Raw genomic sequence first — 17,618 nt, 5'->3', positions numbered from 1 at the left:
ACTGTTCACTTTGATAAAGCAAACGTGTGCGAACAGCAACTAGTCAGTTGTGCTATCTATCGCACCAATCACTACCCAGCGGACATAATCCTGAGTTAACATGTTTCCCACATCAAAAACCTGTTGGCTTCAAGGCCGATAACAGGTGTCATCTCTTCAGACAGGAGTTTTTTAATGTCCAAACAACAGATCGGCGTTGTCGGTATGGCAGTGATGGGCCGTAACTTGGCGCTCAATATCGAAAGCCGCGGCTATTCCGTCTCTATCTTTAACCGTTCATCAGACAAAACCGATGAAGTAGTTGCTGAGAATCCAGGTAAAAATCTGGTGCCGAGTTACACCGTTGAAGAGTTTGTTGATTCACTAGAAAAGCCGCGCCGTATCCTGCTGATGGTGAAAGCGGGTGAAGCCACTGATAAAACGATTGCTTCACTGACGCCGCACTTGGATAAAGGCGACATTCTGATTGATGGTGGTAATACTTACTACAAAGACACCATCCGTCGTAATCGCGAACTTTCTGCACAAGGTTTTAACTTTATCGGTACTGGTGTTTCCGGTGGCGAAGAGGGGGCATTGAAAGGCCCATCCATCATGCCTGGTGGCCAGAAAGAAGCCTACGAGTTAGTTGCTCCTATTCTTGAGAAAATTGCTGCTCGTGCTGATGATGGCGATGCTTGTGTTGCGTATATTGGTGCAGACGGTGCGGGCCATTACGTTAAAATGGTTCACAATGGCATTGAATACGGTGACATGCAGTTGATCGCTGAAGCTTATTCTCTGTTGAAACAGTCTTTGGGCTTGAGCAACGAAGAGTTAGCAAGCACCTTTGCTGAGTGGAACAAAGGTGAACTGAACAGCTATCTAATTGATATTACTAAAGACATCTTTACCAAGAAAGATGAAGAAGGTAAATATCTGGTTGACGTTATTCTGGACGAAGCAGCAAATAAAGGTACCGGTAAATGGACCAGCCAAAGTTCTCTGGACTTAGGTGAGCCATTAACATTGATCACTGAGTCTGTGTTTGCTCGTTATTTGTCTTCCCTGAAAGATCAGCGTGTTGCGGCATCTAAAGTGCTCACTGGCCCGACAGTGAAGCCTTTCACTGGTGATAAAGCTGAGTTCATTGAGAAAATTCGTCGCGCATTGTATCTGGGTAAAATAGTTTCTTACGCGCAAGGTTTCTCTCAGTTGAAAGCGGCTTCCGAAGAAAATAACTGGAATCTGCATTACGGCGAGATTGCCAAGATTTTCCGTGCTGGTTGTATTATTCGTGCTCAGTTCCTGCAAAAAATCACTGACGCGTACGCAGAAAATGCGGATATCGCAAACCTGCTGTTGGCACCTTACTTCAAGCAAATTGCTGATGAATATCAGCAAGCGTTGCGTGATGTTGTGTCTTATGCGGTTCAAAACGGTATCCCAACACCAACATTCTCTGCGGCGATTAACTATTATGACAGCTACCGTTCAGCCGTACTGCCAGCTAACTTGATTCAGGCGCAGCGCGACTATTTCGGCGCACATACATATAAGCGTACAGATAAAGAAGGCGTGTTCCATACCGAGTGGATGGAATAATCTATTTAACGGCTACTGCGCTTTGCCATTCTGGGATTGCGCAGTGCTCGGACTCCTCACGTACTTCGTGTACGCTCCAGGTCACTCCGCGCTGGGCGCCCCCAGACTGCCTTTGCTCGCTACGCCTTGAATAGGTTTGCTATTAAGACAAACTTAGAAAGAACAGACAGTCGCTGATTTTAAAAGTTTGCCTTAATAAAAATGCCCTCGATGCTGAGTCGAGGGCGTTTTTTTGCCAGTAAGAGAACCAATAAGAAAATTACTTCTCGTGGCGTTCGCGCAGGCGGCCAATGACTTTGCTTAGATCTAAATCCTGATCTTGTAATAACACCAGCAAGTGATACATCAAATCCGATGCTTCATTTGTCAGTTCTTCACGATCATTCACCGTGGCAGCAAGGGCGGTTTCCACTCCTTCTTCCCCCACTTTTTGCGCGATACGCTTAGTGCCGCTGGCATACAGTTTTGCGGTGTAAGAACTGTCTGGATCTGCTGACTTACGTGATGCCAACAACTGCTCTAGTTGATATAGGAAACCCCAATCGCTGGCCGCTGGGGCGAAGCAACTGTTATTACCTAAATGGCAGGTTGGGCCGATAGGATTGACCAGAATCAGCAGGGTATCATTATCGCAGTCAGGGTAGATATTTACTACATTCAGGAAATGGCCGGAGCTTTCGCCTTTGGTCCATAAGCGCTGTTTAGTGCGAGAGAAGAAAGTGACTTTGCCGGTTTCTTCTGTCACTGCCAGCGCTTCTTTATTCATATACCCCATCATCAGAACTTCGCCGGATACGGCATGTTGAACGATGGCTGGCATCAGATTGTCGACTTTGTCCCAATCCAGTTGGTTAATTTGTTGTTCGCTTAACACACTCTTATCTCCACACCTTGTTCAGACAAATACTTTTTCAATTCGCCGATATTAATGATTTGCTTATGGAATACGGAGGCTGCTAGCGCACCATCGACATCTGCATCACGGAATGCTTCCAGAAAGTGTTCTGGTGTTCCGGCACCGCCAGAGGCGATTAACGGGACATTGCAGAGAGTTCGCATCTGTTTCAATTGGCGCAAATCATAACCGTTACGCACGCCATCTTGATTCATCATATTTAGCACAATCTCACCGGCCCCACGTAATTGAACTTCTTTTATCCAATCCTCGGTTTGCCAGGTGGTGGCTTTGGTCCGTTTTTCATCGCCGGTAAATTGATAAACTTGGTAACTGTCACTTTCTGCGTCATACCAAGTATCAATGCCCACCACAATGCATTGTACGCCATAGCGGTCGGCCAAGCGGGTAATTAACGTCGGATCAGCCAGCGCTGGTGAGTTGATGGAGATTTTGTCCGCACCGAAGGTTAGGATTTGACCGGCATCTTCCACACTCTTAATTCCACCTGCAACGCAGAATGGAATATCAATCACTTCCGCAACCCGTGATACCCAGCTTTTGTCGACCACTCGGCCATCAGAGGAGGCCGTGATATCGTAAAATACCAACTCATCAGCGCCTTCTTGTGCATAGCGTTGTGCCAGCGGCACGATATCACCAATGATTTCATGATTGCGGAACTGGACGCCTTTAACCACTTGGCCGTCTTTCACATCCAGACAAGGAATTATACGTTTTGCCAGCATGCAATCGCCTCCTTCACGTTAAATTTGCCGTCCAAGAGCGCGCGGCCCACGATCACGCCTTGTACACCACTGCCGCGCAAACGAGCAATATCATCCAGACAACCAATGCCACCGGAGGCCTGGAATGCCACTTGCGGGTAACGCTGGCACACTTCCTGATACAGCTCAACATTTGAGCCACTTAAGGTGCCATCGCGTGAGATGTCTGTACAGAGCACATGTTTTAGGCCGAAAGGTAGGTATTGTTCGACAATTTGCTCTAACGTGGCATCAGAATTCTCCTGCCAACCGCTGATTGCGACTTCTTTGCGGCCTGCATCATTGATACGCACGTCCAGCGCTAGCACAATGGCCTCGGCACCATAGCGTTCAAACCATTGCTGTACCATTTCCGGTTGTTTAACCGCGGTTGAACCCACAACAACGCGTGTTGCGCCAGCTTCCAGTAGTGCGACAACATCTTGCTCATTACGGATACCGCCGCCAACTTGCACCGGCACATCAACACCGGCCAGTAACTCACGTAATAATGGGATTTGGCGGGCTGCGGGGTCTTTAGCGCCAGTCAGATCAACCAAATGCAATACTTGAGCACCTTGCTGCTGATAATCCTGTAAGCGCGGTAACGGGTGATTGCCATAATCACGCTGTTGACCGTAATCGCCTTGATGCAAACGCACCACCTTGCCTTCGATCAAATCCAAAGCGGGAATAATCATGGTGCTTACATCTCCAAAAAGTTTTTCAGCAGTTGGGCTCCAGCCGCTCCGGAGCGTTCCGGATGAAACTGCACACCAAAGAAGTTGTCTTTTTCGACTGCGGCGGTAAACGGCTCGCCGTAATTGGCTTGGGCGATGGTATTTGGGCATATTGGCATTGCGTATCCGTGCACAAAGTAGAAATAAGTTCCGTCCGGGATACCGCGGAACAGATGATTTCCCGCCTGTGGCGTGATCTGGTTCCAACCCATATGCGGTAACGGTAAACCAAAGTCTGTCATCTGTTTTACCGGTGTATCGATAATGCCAAGCGTCTCAATCCCGCCGCTCTCTTCGCTGCTGGTTGCCAGCAACTGCATTCCGAGGCAAATACCCAGCACTGGCTGAGTGCAGCTTTTAATCAACTCGATAAGCTCGCGTTGCTTCAATTGCTCCATTGCTGCATGAGCGGTACCCACGCCAGGTAGAAACAGCTTATCGGCCCGCAGCACTATTTCCGGGTCGCGGCTGATAACCGGCGCATAACCTAAACGCTGCACCGCGTAGGTGACAGAGGAGAGGTTGGCGCAACCGGTATCCAGAATCACCACATCCATTACAGCACTCCCTTGGAACTTGGCAGGGTGTTGCCCTCAACACGGATTGCCTGGCGCAAAGTACGACCAAACACTTTAAACAGGCTTTCCACCCGGTGGTGATCATTGCGACCTTTGGTTTTCAGGTGCAGGGTGCAGGCCATGGCATAAGAGAGAGAGCGGAAGAAGTGCTCGACCATCTCAGTGCTGAGGTCGCCCACGCGCTGATAGTTAAATTCTGCTTTGTATTCCAAGTGTGGACGGCCGGAAATATCTAATGCACAACGAGCCAGACATTCATCCATTGGCAGCACAAAACCAAAACGCCCAATACCGCGTTTGTCACCCAGTGCGTTGTTAATAGCCTCACCCAGCGCCAGCGCAGTATCTTCCACGGTGTGGTGGTCATCAATGTACAGATCGCCACTGACCTGAATATCCATCCGGAAACCGCCGTGTGTTGCGATTTGGTCCAGCATATGGTCGAAGAAACCTACGCCGGTTTTGATCTTACTGCCGCCTTCTCGGTCCAGCCAGACATCAACATCAATGGCAGTTTCTTTGGTGACACGGTTAACGTGAGCATGGCGATCACGCTGGGTCAGTTGTTTGGCAATCTGTGACCAATTCAGCCCATCGCGCTGATACCGCAAGCCGCTGATACCCATGTTTTGCGCCAATTGCAGATCAGTCTCGCGGTCACCGATAACATAGCTGTTGGCGCTGTTCATCACACCTTCGGCCAGATAGTTTTCGACTAATGCTGTTTTTGGCTTACGACAATCACAGTTATCTGCCGGTAAGTGCGGGCAAATCAAAACCTGTTCGAAATTGATCCCCTGAGAGCTGAAAATCTGCATCATTAGGTTATGTGGCGGATCAAAAGTTTCTTGCGGGAAACTGGCAGTGCCCAGCCCATCTTGATTAGTTATCATCACCAAACGATAATCTGCTTTTTGCAGTTCCAGCAATGCTGGAATGACGTCTGGCTCCAGCTCCAGCTTGTCCAGCCGATCAACCTGAAAGTCCGCTGGTGGCTCAGCAATCAGGGTGCCGTCTCTGTCAATAAAAAGAAATTTCTGGCTCATATCGTTTCCTTACGGAGGCTGGAGGTATTAGTGTTATTCGGGCTATCAACACCAGGTAAAGGAGCAAGGGCGGCAGCCACTCGCTCACATTCCTGGCGGGTACCTATCGTGATACGCAGGCAATTCGATAGGCTCGGTTGCTTGTTTTGGTCTCGCAAAATAATGCCCTGATCCCACAGTGTTTTGAACACACTGCTGGAGGCTGTGAATCGCGCTAATAAGTAGTTACTTTCACTGGTAAACACTTGTTCAACACAGGCGCAGTTTTGTAACGCATTTTGTAGCCATTCACGATTGGCTTTTACTTCGCTGACCCGTTGGCGCATTTGCTCAAGGCCCAGTGGGCTGAGCGCCTGTGCAGCAATATCCGCCACTGGCGTTGATAATGGGTACGGCGCAATCACTTTAAGCAGCAGTTGGATGATATCGCTGTTCGCTAACGTAAAGCCACAACGCAAACCGGCTAATGCAAAAGCTTTCGATAAGGTGCGCAAAATAACTAAATTCGGATAATCTTTTAGCCAACCGCTCACCGAGGCCTGTGGGCAGAACTCTATATAAGCTTCGTCGATAGCCACGATAGCGCGGCCTTGTGCTAGTTCCAGCACTGCGCGTAAGTCAGCCGGGTTGATCAAATTACCGGTTGGGTTATTCGGGCTGCAAATATAAATCAGTTTCACCCGATCTAAGCTTTCTTTAATCGCGGGCACATCTAATTGCCAATCTGTTTTGGTCTGCACTGTGCGAAGCTCAACACCAAAAGTTTCGGCACTGACAGCATACATACCATAGGTTGGCGGGCAGAACAGAATAGCATCCTGACCCGGCTCGCAGAAGGCGCGAATTAACAGCTCAATCCCTTCATCGGCCCCACGGCTGACTAAGACTTGGTCAGTTTCTAAACCGGCGTAAGCCGCATAGCGCTCGATAACCAATTTGGGCTGGCACTCGGGGTAGCGGTTAAAGGTTTGCGCCGTCAACTGGTATTCAGTGGCCAGCGGATATTCATTGGCATTGAGCCACACATCGCCATTACCGCCCAAGCGGCGGGCTGACATATAAGGGGTCAGTGCGCGGACATTGGCCCGGGCTAAATCAGTGACATTGGCAGAGTTACTCATGCTTGCTCCTTATTAGCGGCTGTCAGGGCAGCGACACGGAGGGTAACGGCGTTTTTGTGGGCGGTCAGTTGTTCAGCCTGAGCCAGCGTTTCAATGGTTGATGCCAGTCCCAGCAAACCTTGCGGGGTTAATTGCTGCACGGTCATGCGCTTAACAAAATCGGCTAGCCCTAAACTGGAATAGGTTGAGGTATAACCGTAAGTCGGCAATACGTGGTTGGTGCCAGAGGCATAATCACCGGCCGATTCTGGCGACCAGTCACCCATAAACACCGAACCGGCGTTATCGATCTGATCAATGATTTCTTCCGGCTGGCGGATTTGCAGAATCAAGTGTTCCGGCCCGTATTGATTGCTGATTTCAATACATTGCTGCAAGTCTTTAGTGATGATCAAGCGGCTGCTTTCCAATGCTTGACGGGCAATATCCGCACGCGATAACTGCTGGAGTTGGCGCTCAACTTCGACCGCAACGGCTTGAGCAATAGCGGCATCTGGCGTCAGTAAGACTACTTGAGAATCCGGCCCGTGCTCGGCCTGAGACAGCAAGTCAGCGGCAATAAACGCCGGTGTAGCGCCGCTGTCGGCGATAACCAATACTTCAGATGGGCCAGCCGGCATATCAATCGCCGCACCGTCCAAACGTTGGCTGACCTGACGTTTTGCTTCAGTGACATAAGCATTGCCCGGCCCAAAGATCTTATTCACTTTCGGCACTGACTCACTACCAAATGCCATCGCAGCAATCGCTTGCGCTCCGCCAATTTGGAACACTTCTTGAATGCCACATAATTGCGCGGCATACAGAATTTCATCGGCAATCGGCGGTGGGGAGCATAAAATCACGCGCTGGCAACCGGCAATACGCGCCGGAGTGCCAAGCATCAGCACGGTAGAAAGCAGCGGAGCTGAGCCGCCAGGAATATATAAGCCGACGGAGGCAATCGGGCGGGTGATTTGCTGACAGCGCACACCCGGTTGCGTTTCAACATCCACCACCGGCATTTTCTGCGCGTTATGGAAGATTTCAATATTACGCACCGCTTGCGCCATGGCCTGTTTGATGTCGTCACCCAAGCGCCCTGCGGCGGCGGCTATCTCATCGCGGCTGATGCGGATGTCAGCAACTTTAACCGTATCAAAACGTTGGCTAAAATCACGCAAAGCACTATCGCCCTCGATTTTCACCCGGTCAAGGATTTCACTGACTGTTGCGGTGATTCGCTCTGATGCATTAATAGCTGGGCGGCTCAACAGCGCTTTTTGCTGCTCTTCACTGCATTGCTGCCAGTTGATTAAGGTATTGAAATTCGTCGGCTGCATTCTTTACTCCATCATCTTTTCAATCGGCAACACCAGAATGGAGCTGGCACCCAGCGCTTTCAGTTTTTCCATGGTTTCCCAGAATAGGGTCTCGCTACTGACCATGTGCATCGCTACGCGGCTTTTGTCACCAGCCAGTGGCAGAATGGTCGGGCGCTCGGCACCCGGCAGCAGGGTGATGATTTCATCCAGGCGCTCACTTGGCGCGTGCATCATGATGTATTTGGATTCGCGCGCTTGAATCACACCCTGAATACGGGTCATCAGGCGGTCAATCAGCTGTTGCTTATCGGCTGGCATTTCGCCATCACGTTGAATCAGGCAGGCTTTAGAGCGGTAAATCACTTCAACTTCGCGCAGGCCGTTGGCTTCCAATGTGGCGCCAGTGGATACCAGGTCACAGATGACATCGGCTAAACCGGCACGTGGAGCCACTTCAACTGAGCCGTTGAGCAAGCAGGATTTGAAAGTTACCCCTTGTTTATCAAGATATTGTTTTAAAATGTGCGGGTAAGAAGTGGCGATGCGCTTATTTTGTAAACATTGCGGGCCGGTATATTCGGTATCCAGTGAGGCGGCCAGTGACAGGCGACAACCACCGAAATCCAGACGGCGTAAAGTGAAATAACGTGGGTCTTCACCTTGAGCACGGCGGCTCAGCAACTCTTCTTCCAGCACGTTTTCGCCAATAATCCCCAGATCAACCACACCATCCATCACTAACCCTGGGATATCGTCATCACGTACTCGCAGGATATCGATCGGCATGTTTTCCGCGAAAGCGATCAGGCGCTGTTGTTGTAAATTAATTTTAATTCCGCAGCGCGATAATAATTCGTGGCAATCGTCACTTAGGCGGCCTGATTTCTGCATCGCAATGCGTAAACGCGTTTTATCCAACATGGTAATCCTCTTAATCTATTAATTTATAAATCTAATTTATAAAATGGTGGGCAACAAAAAAGCCCTCGGAAGATAATCTTCCGAGGGCTTTCTCTATTGCGTTCTACCGCCACCTGGAAGATTCGTTAACCGTCTTCCAGCACACATCGGCCTGCAAGACTAGTCAGGATGATGGTGATGATGGTGATTAAATTGAACGCGATTCATAATAATTTCTCTATTTGGGCTTTCTGACATAATTTCTGTCAATCAACGTAAACCATCTGACTAGTACCGCGCAACCTTTTTTTCACCTGATGATTTTATTTTACGCCGGTACACCACGTGCCATCTGCTGGCGCTGGTTTTATTTTTAGCGATTATCACTCTATTTGATGTCAGTTTAAGCAGGAAATTGTTACATATGGCGATTACGCCAACGAACAAAAACAGATTCATAATATCGAGCAATTATTAAGTTACATTAATTCTCGTAGGTTATTAGTATGGAGTGTGGCGGTATGAACCGGTCGAGGGCAATTGAGATGAAAAAAGTAGCCATTATTGGATTGGGCTGGCTGGGTATGCCGTTGGCGCAATCATTGGTTCGTCGTGGAATTGAGGTTGTGGGGAGTAAAACCACGCCGGATGGCGTCGAAGCCGTCAGAATGAGCGGGATTAATTGCTTTCAATTGCAACTCACCCCCGAGTTGATTTGTGACCCAGATGATTTGGCACAACTGATGACGGTGGATGCGCTGGTTATCACCTTACCCGCCAGCCGCACGGCTGACGGCGGGGCACAGTATTTTCAAGCGGTACAGATGGTGGTCGACAGTGCACTGGCGTTTGGTGTGCCGCGCATTATTTTTACCAGCTCGACCTCAGTGTATGGCGAAACTCGGGGCCGAATTAAAGAAAGTTCTCCACTGCAACCGGTGACCACAGCGGGTAAAACGCTGGCAGAACTTGAACTCTGGCTGCATAAATTACCGAATACTTCGGTGGATATTTTGCGTCTGGCGGGGTTGGTGGGGACTGATCGCCATCCGGGCCGTTTTCTGGCGGGTAAAACCAATGTGAAAGGTGGCTCGCAGGGGGTAAATCTGGTGCATCAGGAGGATGTGATATCCGCCATCGAACTGCTGCTTAACCTGCCCAGAGGCGGGCATATTTATAATTTGTGCGCGCCAATCCACCCACGAAAACGGGATTTTTATCCTGAATGCGCGCGCGCGTTACAACTGACTCCGCCCGAGTTTGCGCCTGAAGATATTGAAGAACCCATTCGCGAGATTGATGGCAGTAAGATTTGCAGTGAGTTGGGGTTTGAGTATCAGTACCCCGATCCAGCCAGAATGCCTTTGAATTAATGATACGGCTACTGCGCGTTTGTATTTTGGGCTTGAGCACTGCCCAAGCCCAAAATACTTTCGCTCGCTACGCCTCGAATGGATGGGCATTGAAAACATTACGAAATAAGGATCAATACCCAATCACCGCTTCTGATGAATATAAGTCAGGGCTAAGGCCAGCGCCAGAACCAACCCTTTGATGATATCCATTGCGTAGTAAGGTACTGACAGCATCACCAGCCCGTTTTGCAGCACACCAAGGATAACCGCGCCAATTAAGGTGCCGAAAGCATTGGGTTTGCCGGAACCCGCGAGTGAAAAGCCAATATAGGCGGCAGCAACGGCGTCCATCAGGTAACCACCACCGGCGTTGACTTGTGACGAGCCAATGCGTGATGCCAGTAAAATCCCGCCCAGTGCCGCTAGCAAAGATGAAAATACATAAGCCAACACCCGATAACGTACGGTACGGATGCCCGCCAGCCGCGCCGCTTCTGGGTTGCCACCAATGGCATACATCCGGCGACCATGCTTGGTTAATGACAAATACAACTGCACTACAATAGTCACCGCCAACATGATTAGCACGATAACCGGCACTTGACCCAGCGCTGAGAATATCTCAGGAATGACGCCCTCCGCCATATCGCCGCTCGGCAGCAACATATTCTGCGTGATAGAGCCGCCGTAGCTGTACGTCATCGCCACGCCCTGAATGACAAACAGACTGGCAAGGGTCGCCAGCATATCGGGGATCTTCAGCACCACAATCAGAAATGCGTTAAATAGCCCCACTAATGTACAAATGAGCAAGGTCAGGATAATTGCCCCAGTGGTGCCAAATCCGTACCAGACAAAGAGTGAGACCACGATGGCATTGGCCAGCGAAGCAGTCGAACCGACCGATAAGTCAAACCCCCCCACAGACAGGGAAATAGACACCCCGATAGCAATCACTGTCACTATGGCAATGGATCGCAATATATTGATGATATTGTTTGGGTCGAGGAAGTTATCTGAGGCCAGACCAAACAGCGCGATTAGCGCCACGACGGTGAGCAACATCCCCCATTTGTAGAGAAAATCAAACAACTGGTGACGCCATGGCTGCGCGTCCGGCAGGGGTATTTCTTTGCTCACTGAGGGGTTCCTCCGGTTGAAAATAGTAATAATGTTTCTTCATCGACATCTGCGGCGTTTAGCTCGGCAACAATTCGCCCATCCCACAACACACAGATACGAGAGCATAAACCGACCAATTCTGAGAATTCACCGGATGCATAAATAATGCCTTTTCCCTGTTGCGCTAACCCGTCAATCAGATTGAACAGATCCTGTTTGGCTTTGATGTCCACACCTTTGGTTGGCTCATCAAAAATCAATACCTGCGCATCGCCGCGCAACCATTTGCCGATCGCCACTTTCTGCTGATTTCCCCCCGACAAGCGGGCGAGTTTTTGCTGCGGCGAAGAAGTTCGCACCCCCAAGCGCGCAATCAACTCTTTGGCCCAGCTCAACTCTTGGCGGCGGCTAAAAATACTCCAGCGGGAAAAACTGTCATCAGCGGCCACACTCAGGTTCATTGGGATACCTTCGTGGATAAAAATACCTTCTTTGCGCCGTTCTTCGGGCACTAAAGCTAGCCCCTGCTCGACGGAGCGATCCGGTGAACGCGGTTTCCAAGGTTTGCCCTGTAATTCACCCTGATCAACACGGCTGGGCGTAGCACCAAACAATGCTTTGCACAATTCGGTTTTTCCCGCGCCAGCTAACCCGGCAATCCCTAATATTTCCCCTTCATGCAATGTCAGGGAAATATCGCGTAATTTGTGTTGGTCATGTAACCCACTGACAGACAATAATATTTTTTCACTAAATGCCGTTCGTCGGGGTGGGAAAATATCATCCAAAGTGTGGCCGAGCATCTTTTCGACAATTTGCTCACCACTCAGGTCACCCATTGCATCATGGCTGACTTTGCGACCATCGCGTAATACGGTCAATTGATCGCAAATTTCGCGCAATTCATGGATGCGGTGCGAAATGAACACAATGGCTATTCCTTCGGATTGCAAGCGGCGCACCACTTTAAACAGACGCGCACTCTCTTCTTGATCCAAGGGGGCGGTGGGTTCATCCAGAATGAGAAAACGGCATTGATGGGAAAGGGCGCGGGCCAATAGAACCTGTTGTTTCTCCGCCAATGTGCAAGATTCCAACCGCTGGCGCACATTCAACTTGAGGTCAAGCTGCCCGAGTAGCGCTTCTGCCTGGCGATAAAGTTGTGGCCAATTAAACAGATGCCCCTGTTCCGCCAGCTTATCCAGCATAATATTTTCCGCCACAGACAGGGTAGGGATCAGTGCGACATCAACCTCTTGCTGAACCACATGGATACCGTGCTGCTTTGCCTGACGGGGGGAGTGAATGTCTATCTGCTGGCCATCAATATAGATCTCGCCGCGATAGTGATTGTGAGCGCCGGAAAGAATCGCCATCAGCGTTGATTTCCCTGCGCCATTAGCACCGACTAGCGCATGAGTAGACCCACCTTCCAGTGTGAAATCAACTTGTTGTAGGGCATGGAATCCAGAAAATGAGATAGATATATTCCGCATCTCAAGGCGGGAGGATGAGGTGATACTGGACATAAATTTCTATCACTGCCCTATGAAGTATTTTGACGGAATAGGCAGTCAATAATGCTGCGGTAGACTTCTTTTTAACACAATTTCCATTATTCGCAACAAACTAAAATAGTTAAGGTATATCAAAAAGTTATTAAACATTGGCAACTTAGCCTTTAAGATGAGAAAAATACTGATGAGATCATCCTTTAAAAGGAACGCGCCATGAGCACGAACGCAATCCGAGTGCAGGTGGGGCCTGCCAACTATTTTTCTTTTCCAGGCGTTATCGAAAAGCTGAGCGAGTTTTATCCTCAAGCAACATTGGAAAATGCGCTGTGGATCTATGGTGAGCGCGCCTTGGCGGCGGCCAGTGATTATCTGCCAGCGGCTTTCCATGGGCCACAAGCGGTGCGAGCTTTATTTTCCAGTCATTGCAGTGAATCTACTGTTGCTGATTTAGTGAAGGCTGCGGGCAGTGACCGACAAGTGGTGATCGGTATTGGCGGTGGTGCAGTATTGGATACGGCCAAGGTGGTGGCGCGTAAACTTGGCTTGCCGCTGGTAGCTATTCCCACGATCGCGGCAACCTGCGCGGCCTGGACACCACTTTCCGTGTGGTATAACGATGCCGGGCAAGCGCTAAATTTTGAAATATTTAAAGATTCCAACCAGTTGGTGTTAGTAGAACCGCGTATTATTTTGCAGGCACCAGTGGAATATCTATTGGCGGGAATTGGCGATACATTGGCGAAATGGTACGAAGCGGTGGTGCTAAGCCCGCAACCGGAAACATTGTCTTTGACCGTTCGTTTGGGTTTACAGGCCGCGCTGGACATTCGCAATGTGCTGCTCAAACAGAGCGAATCTGCATTACAGGCGGTGGAGCAGGGGGAACTAACGCAAGATTTCCTTGATGTAGTGGATGCGATTATTGCCGGTGGCGGTATGGTCGGTGGGCTGGGCGAGCGCTATACCCGCGTTGCGGCGGCTCATGCAGTACACAATGGTCTGACACTGCTGCCCCAGACCGAGCATTTCCTGCATGGCACCAAAGTTGCCTATGGAATTTTGGTTCAAACAGCCCTGCTGGAGCAAGATGAAGCACTGCAATCACTGATTGTGGCGTTTAATAAATTAGGTTTACCAACGCATTTGGCTGCGCTGGATGTTGATATTAATGACCGTGATGCTATTGAGCGTGTGATTAGTCGAATTCTGAAGCCGAGCGAGTCAATTCATTATCTGCCTGTTGAGCTGAGTTCAGACAAAATATGGACAGCAATTGAGCGGGTAGAAATTGCCGCTCAGCACTGATACAGCATAGAAATAGCCGTTTAGATCAAACTGCCATAAGAATATTGTTTCAAGCCGTTTAACATCTTGTTTTTTGCTCTCAAGTTAGGGCAAAATACGCGCCATGGAATAGCCGACGTTTAAACGCGTCGGTTATTTTTTTGCATTCGTGTTTTCACAAATCAAGAGGCCGGACAACGATCCGGATAGATAAACAGGTCCGCGAGCGATTATTCACATACGAAAATCGCCGTTATGAGGAAAGAAAGATGGGGCAATTATTTACACTGGCACCGGTGCCCACCGGTATGCGCTGCACATGCAGCGATTATGGCGCAACAGGTATGGCAAATACCCGTTACACCGCTCTTATTTCCCCACTTACGTGTCCCAGGCAGATACGAAGTTTCCCCGTCACCTCTGACCTGCGAGCTACACTTGCAAATTGGGTCAAAGGTATGGGGAGGCTGAATCATGACGCATAATGCTACTGTTGCAGTCGGCACCAATCAAACTGGCACCAATAACCGCGTTCAGCTCAGAAAAACACTGACGTTGGTGCAAGTGGTGATGATGGGCTTGGCTTATTTACAGCCGATGACCATTTTCGATACTTTTGGTATTGTCTCCGGCCTGACCGATGGTCACGTCGCGACTTCTTACGCCATTGCGTTGATAGCAGTGCTGTTCACTGCCGTCAGCTATGGCAAATTGGTTAAGCGTTTCCCGTCTGCGGGTTCGGCTTATACCTACGCCCAGAAATCCATTAGTCCGAATGTTGGCTTTATGGTGGGTTGGTCATCACTGCTGGACTACCTGTTCATGCCGATGATTAACATTCTGTTGGCAAAAATTTATCTCGAAGCGATTTTCCCAGGTGTGCCATCATGGATTTTTGTTGGCGCATTGGTCAGCTTGATGACGCTATTCAACCTGCGTGGCATTAATGTGGTCGCTAACCTGAACTCGATCATCGTTGTGGTTCAGGTCGCTGTCATGGTGGTCTTTATGGGGCTGCTGATTCACGGTGTTTATCAAGGTGAAGGGACAGGTACGCTGGTTAGCCCACGTCCGTTCTATTCTGAAAATGCTCATTTGGTGCCGATGATAACCGGGGCCACGATACTGTGCTTCTCATTCCTTGGCTTCGATGGCATCAGTTCGCTGTCTGAAGAAACGCCAGATGCCGGGAGAGTGATCCCGAAAGCGATTTTCCTGACTGCATTGATTGGCGGCGTGATTTTTATTGTCGTGTCTTACTTCTTGCAGCTCTATTTCCCGGATATTTCGCGCTTCACTGACCCCGATGCATCACAGCCGGAAATCATGCTGTTTGTGGCCGGCAAATTCTTCCAGTCAGTGATTCTGTGCTTCTCCTGTGTCACGGTGTTGGCATCAGGTATGGCGGCACACGCCGGCGTTTCGCGCTTGCTGTATGTGATGGGGCGCGATGGGGTATTCCCTGAGAGAATATTTGGCTACGTGCATCCAAAATGGCGTACTCCAGCCATCAACGTATTGTTGGTGGGGGGCGTGGCATTGTCTGCTATTTCCTTTGATTTGGTCACGGCAACTGCATTGATTAACTTTGGTGCGCTGGTGGCTTTCACCTTCGTTAACCTGTCGGTGATTTCACAGTTCTATATCCGCGAGCGCCGCAACTGCACAGTTAGGGATCATATCAGCTACCTGATTCTACCGATGATTGGTGCAGGGACAGTGGGTGTACTGTGGGTTAATCTGGAAAGTAGCTCTATGACTCTGGGGCTGGTATGGGGCGCAATTGGCCTGCTTTATATGGTCTGGAAAACTCGCGCTTTCCGTCAGGCATTACCTCAGTTTACTGGTGAGCTTGCACAGTAACGCCATGTGTTCTTGTTGATTGGATATGGTGTTATTGCTGATTAAAACGGAGCCTGACGGCTCCGTTTTTTATTGGATTAAATCCATTATCAATATCAGCTCACCAGATCTCTGGCATAGTCAAACAGGGCTTTCAGTAGTGCCAACTTCTCTTTATCGCCCTCATACTGGTTATAAAACTGTTCCAGTTGCAGTACATAATCTTGCACTCTTTCTGGATTAAGTGCTTCGCGACGATGCTCTAACCAGCGCTGTTGCTCACTGTCCGTCAAAGTATTCGGATAATTACGGGCGCGGAAGCGAAATAGCAGCGCTTCCAAACGTGGGTCTTGGAAGGTCAGATCGAGCGCGGGTAGATTTTGTGGCTCAGTTTGTAAAATGATTTTCATGGTGGCGCGGTCAGCATCACTGAAAAATCCATTATACAGCTGGGCATCTACATCATCAGACACTGCAAAAGGTTCCGCTTCAGCAAACAACGCGACCACTTTTTCGCGTATTTGCGGGTTTTGCCGCAATAGTTGCAGGTTTTGCAGACAGCGCTGACGATCAATCCCCAGCCGCTCGGCATTCTCAGCCAGCAGCGTTTTCGCCGGTGCCAATACCGGACATTTATTAATGTGCACCAACTTCAAGGGGACGGCTGCGTCTTGAGCATTGAGTTTATCGCGGCGGGTATACAGCCGCTCACGCAGAGTATCGCTATCCAGCTCCAATAGTGGCGACGTATCACCCGCCAAATCGCACATAATTACCGCATTTTTATTCTCAGGATGCCATGCTAGCGGGGCAACCCAACTGGTGTTGCCCCGCGCGGCACCAAACATGCCAGACACATGAACCAGTGGCGTCATATCTGCAATATCAATCAATGCGTTAATTTTATGTTTGCTGCGGTGCTGATAGAGGTAATCAAACAGCCGGGGTTGCGCTTGCTTGACCAACTTTGCCATGGCGATGGTGGCGTGCACATCGGACATCGCATCATGGGCATGTAAGTGCTCGACACCATTGGCTTTAGTTAAATGCTCAAGTTTAAAGCTGGGTAAGCCATCTTCGTTTTCTGGCCAGACAATGCCTTCTGGACGCAGGGCATAACAAGCGCGCATGACATCGAGCAAGTCCCAACGGGAATTACCGCCTTGCCAGCTATAAGCATAGGGATCATAGAAATTGCGGTAGAAAATATTGCGGCTAACTTCATCATCAAAACGAATATTATTGTAGCCGAGAATACAGGTGCCGGGCACATTGAAAGCTTGATGAATTTGGCGGGCAAACTCGGCTTCATTAACCCCATTGGCTAAGGCATGTTGCGGGGTGATGCCGGTTATCATCACGGCCTCTGGTTGCGGCAGATAGTCATCGGCGGGGGCACAGTAAACCACCAATGGTTCCTCGATGATATTGAACTCCAAATCGGTACGCACTCCGGCAAACTGCGCGGGTCTGTCTAACGCCGGGCGCTGACCAAAGGTTTCATAATCGTGAATGTAAAATGTTGGTGACTTATTTTTATCTGACATTATTCAGTTTAACCCT

Annotated in this window: 17 protein-coding genes and 1 other annotated feature; of the genes, 5 read left to right on the top strand and 12 right to left on the bottom strand. The window is 49.5% G+C overall.

Annotation, left to right across the window (positions count from 1 at the left end; all coding sequences use genetic code 11):
• The first annotated feature begins 174 nt into the window (after positions 1-174).
• On the top strand, positions 175-1,584 hold the full coding sequence (gene gndA / locus OVO64_RS10895) for an NADP-dependent phosphogluconate dehydrogenase (protein ID WP_038634269.1): 1,410 nt from the start codon (positions 175-177) through the stop codon (positions 1,582-1,584).
• Between the two features lie 259 nt (positions 1,585-1,843).
• Here the strand turns inward: gndA and hisIE are convergent, their stop codons facing one another.
• From hisIE to hisL, 9 genes are all read right to left on the bottom strand, one after another.
• Positions 1,844-2,458, bottom strand: coding sequence for a bifunctional phosphoribosyl-AMP cyclohydrolase/phosphoribosyl-ATP diphosphatase HisIE (gene hisIE, locus OVO64_RS10890; protein ID WP_145509777.1), 615 nt, complete (start codon positions 2,456-2,458; stop codon positions 1,844-1,846).
• The gene (gene hisF / locus OVO64_RS10885; protein ID WP_038634263.1) at positions 2,452-3,228 is read right to left on the bottom strand and encodes an imidazole glycerol phosphate synthase subunit HisF; all 777 of its coding nucleotides are present in this window, start codon (positions 3,226-3,228) and stop codon (positions 2,452-2,454) included. Before hisF ends, hisIE begins: the two co-directional genes overlap by 7 nt.
• Entirely contained in the window at positions 3,210-3,947 is a 738-nt protein-coding gene (gene hisA, locus OVO64_RS10880) for a 1-(5-phosphoribosyl)-5-[(5-phosphoribosylamino)methylideneamino]imidazole-4-carboxamide isomerase (RefSeq protein ID WP_038634260.1), read from the bottom strand. The genes hisF and hisA overlap by 19 nt, the downstream gene beginning before the upstream one ends.
• Before the next feature lie 5 nt (positions 3,948-3,952).
• Entirely contained in the window at positions 3,953-4,543 is a 591-nt protein-coding gene (hisH, locus tag OVO64_RS10875) for an imidazole glycerol phosphate synthase subunit HisH (protein WP_038634257.1), read from the bottom strand.
• Positions 4,543-5,610, bottom strand: a complete 1,068-nt coding sequence (gene hisB, locus OVO64_RS10870) for a bifunctional histidinol-phosphatase/imidazoleglycerol-phosphate dehydratase HisB (protein ID WP_038634254.1) — start codon at positions 5,608-5,610, stop codon at positions 4,543-4,545. Before hisB ends, hisH begins: the two co-directional genes overlap by 1 nt.
• Positions 5,607-6,731, bottom strand: a complete 1,125-nt coding sequence (hisC, locus tag OVO64_RS10865; RefSeq protein ID WP_267248767.1) for a histidinol-phosphate transaminase — start codon at positions 6,729-6,731, stop codon at positions 5,607-5,609. The genes hisB and hisC overlap by 4 nt, the downstream gene beginning before the upstream one ends.
• Entirely contained in the window at positions 6,728-8,053 is a 1,326-nt protein-coding gene (hisD, locus tag OVO64_RS10860; RefSeq protein WP_038634249.1) for a histidinol dehydrogenase, read from the bottom strand. The genes hisC and hisD overlap by 4 nt, the downstream gene beginning before the upstream one ends.
• A 3-nt stretch (positions 8,054-8,056) precedes the next feature.
• The gene (gene hisG, locus OVO64_RS10855) at positions 8,057-8,956 is read right to left on the bottom strand and encodes an ATP phosphoribosyltransferase (protein WP_004388789.1); all 900 of its coding nucleotides are present in this window, start codon (positions 8,954-8,956) and stop codon (positions 8,057-8,059) included.
• 53 nt (positions 8,957-9,009) lie between these two features.
• Positions 9,010-9,140 (bottom strand) — a sequence feature (His leader region).
• Positions 9,116-9,163, bottom strand: a complete 48-nt coding sequence (gene hisL / locus OVO64_RS10850) for a his operon leader peptide (protein WP_002231208.1) — start codon at positions 9,161-9,163, stop codon at positions 9,116-9,118. It overlaps the preceding feature by 25 nt.
• Positions 9,164-9,480: 317 nt before the next feature.
• Between hisL and OVO64_RS10845 the strand changes: the two genes are divergently transcribed.
• Complete coding sequence (locus OVO64_RS10845; RefSeq protein ID WP_038634244.1) at positions 9,481-10,308, top strand: SDR family oxidoreductase; 828 nt, start codon at positions 9,481-9,483, stop codon at positions 10,306-10,308.
• 123 nt (positions 10,309-10,431) lie between these two features.
• On the opposite strand, the gene OVO64_RS10840 is transcribed toward OVO64_RS10845, so the two are convergent.
• On the bottom strand, positions 10,432-11,430 hold the full coding sequence (locus OVO64_RS10840) for an ABC transporter permease (protein ID WP_050291646.1): 999 nt from the start codon (positions 11,428-11,430) through the stop codon (positions 10,432-10,434).
• Positions 11,427-12,941 (bottom strand): sugar ABC transporter ATP-binding protein, encoded by a 1,515-nt coding sequence (locus OVO64_RS10835; RefSeq protein ID WP_145585840.1) that lies wholly within the window; start codon positions 12,939-12,941, stop codon positions 11,427-11,429. The genes OVO64_RS10840 and OVO64_RS10835 overlap by 4 nt, the downstream gene beginning before the upstream one ends.
• A 201-nt stretch (positions 12,942-13,142) precedes the next feature.
• Here OVO64_RS10835 and OVO64_RS10830 point away from each other — a divergent pair, with 201 nt between their 5' ends.
• The 3 genes from OVO64_RS10830 (at position 13,143) to OVO64_RS10825 (ending at position 16,076) form a co-directional block, all read left to right on the top strand.
• Entirely contained in the window at positions 13,143-14,234 is a 1,092-nt protein-coding gene (locus OVO64_RS10830) for an oxidoreductase (RefSeq protein ID WP_267248766.1), read from the top strand.
• A 248-nt stretch (positions 14,235-14,482) separates the two neighbouring features.
• Positions 14,483-14,698 carry a hypothetical protein gene (locus OVO64_RS20510; RefSeq protein ID WP_038634233.1) on the top strand — a complete coding sequence of 72 codons (216 nt, stop codon included), beginning with the start codon at positions 14,483-14,485 and terminating at the stop codon, positions 14,696-14,698.
• Positions 14,688-16,076, top strand: a complete 1,389-nt coding sequence (locus OVO64_RS10825) for an APC family permease (protein ID WP_038634232.1) — start codon at positions 14,688-14,690, stop codon at positions 16,074-16,076. Before OVO64_RS20510 ends, OVO64_RS10825 begins: the two co-directional genes overlap by 11 nt.
• A gap of 95 nt (positions 16,077-16,171) precedes the next feature.
• Here OVO64_RS10825 and sbcB read toward each other — a convergent pair whose 3' ends face one another.
• Entirely contained in the window at positions 16,172-17,602 is a 1,431-nt protein-coding gene (gene sbcB / locus OVO64_RS10820; protein WP_050291647.1) for an exodeoxyribonuclease I, read from the bottom strand.
• Positions 17,603-17,618: the final 16 nt, after the last annotated feature.

This window comes from Yersinia sp. Marseille-Q5920, from assembly GCF_946902935.1.
Lineage (GTDB): Bacteria > Pseudomonadota > Gammaproteobacteria > Enterobacterales > Enterobacteriaceae > Yersinia > Yersinia rochesterensis.
This window is presented reverse-complemented; position numbering and strand designations above follow the sequence as displayed.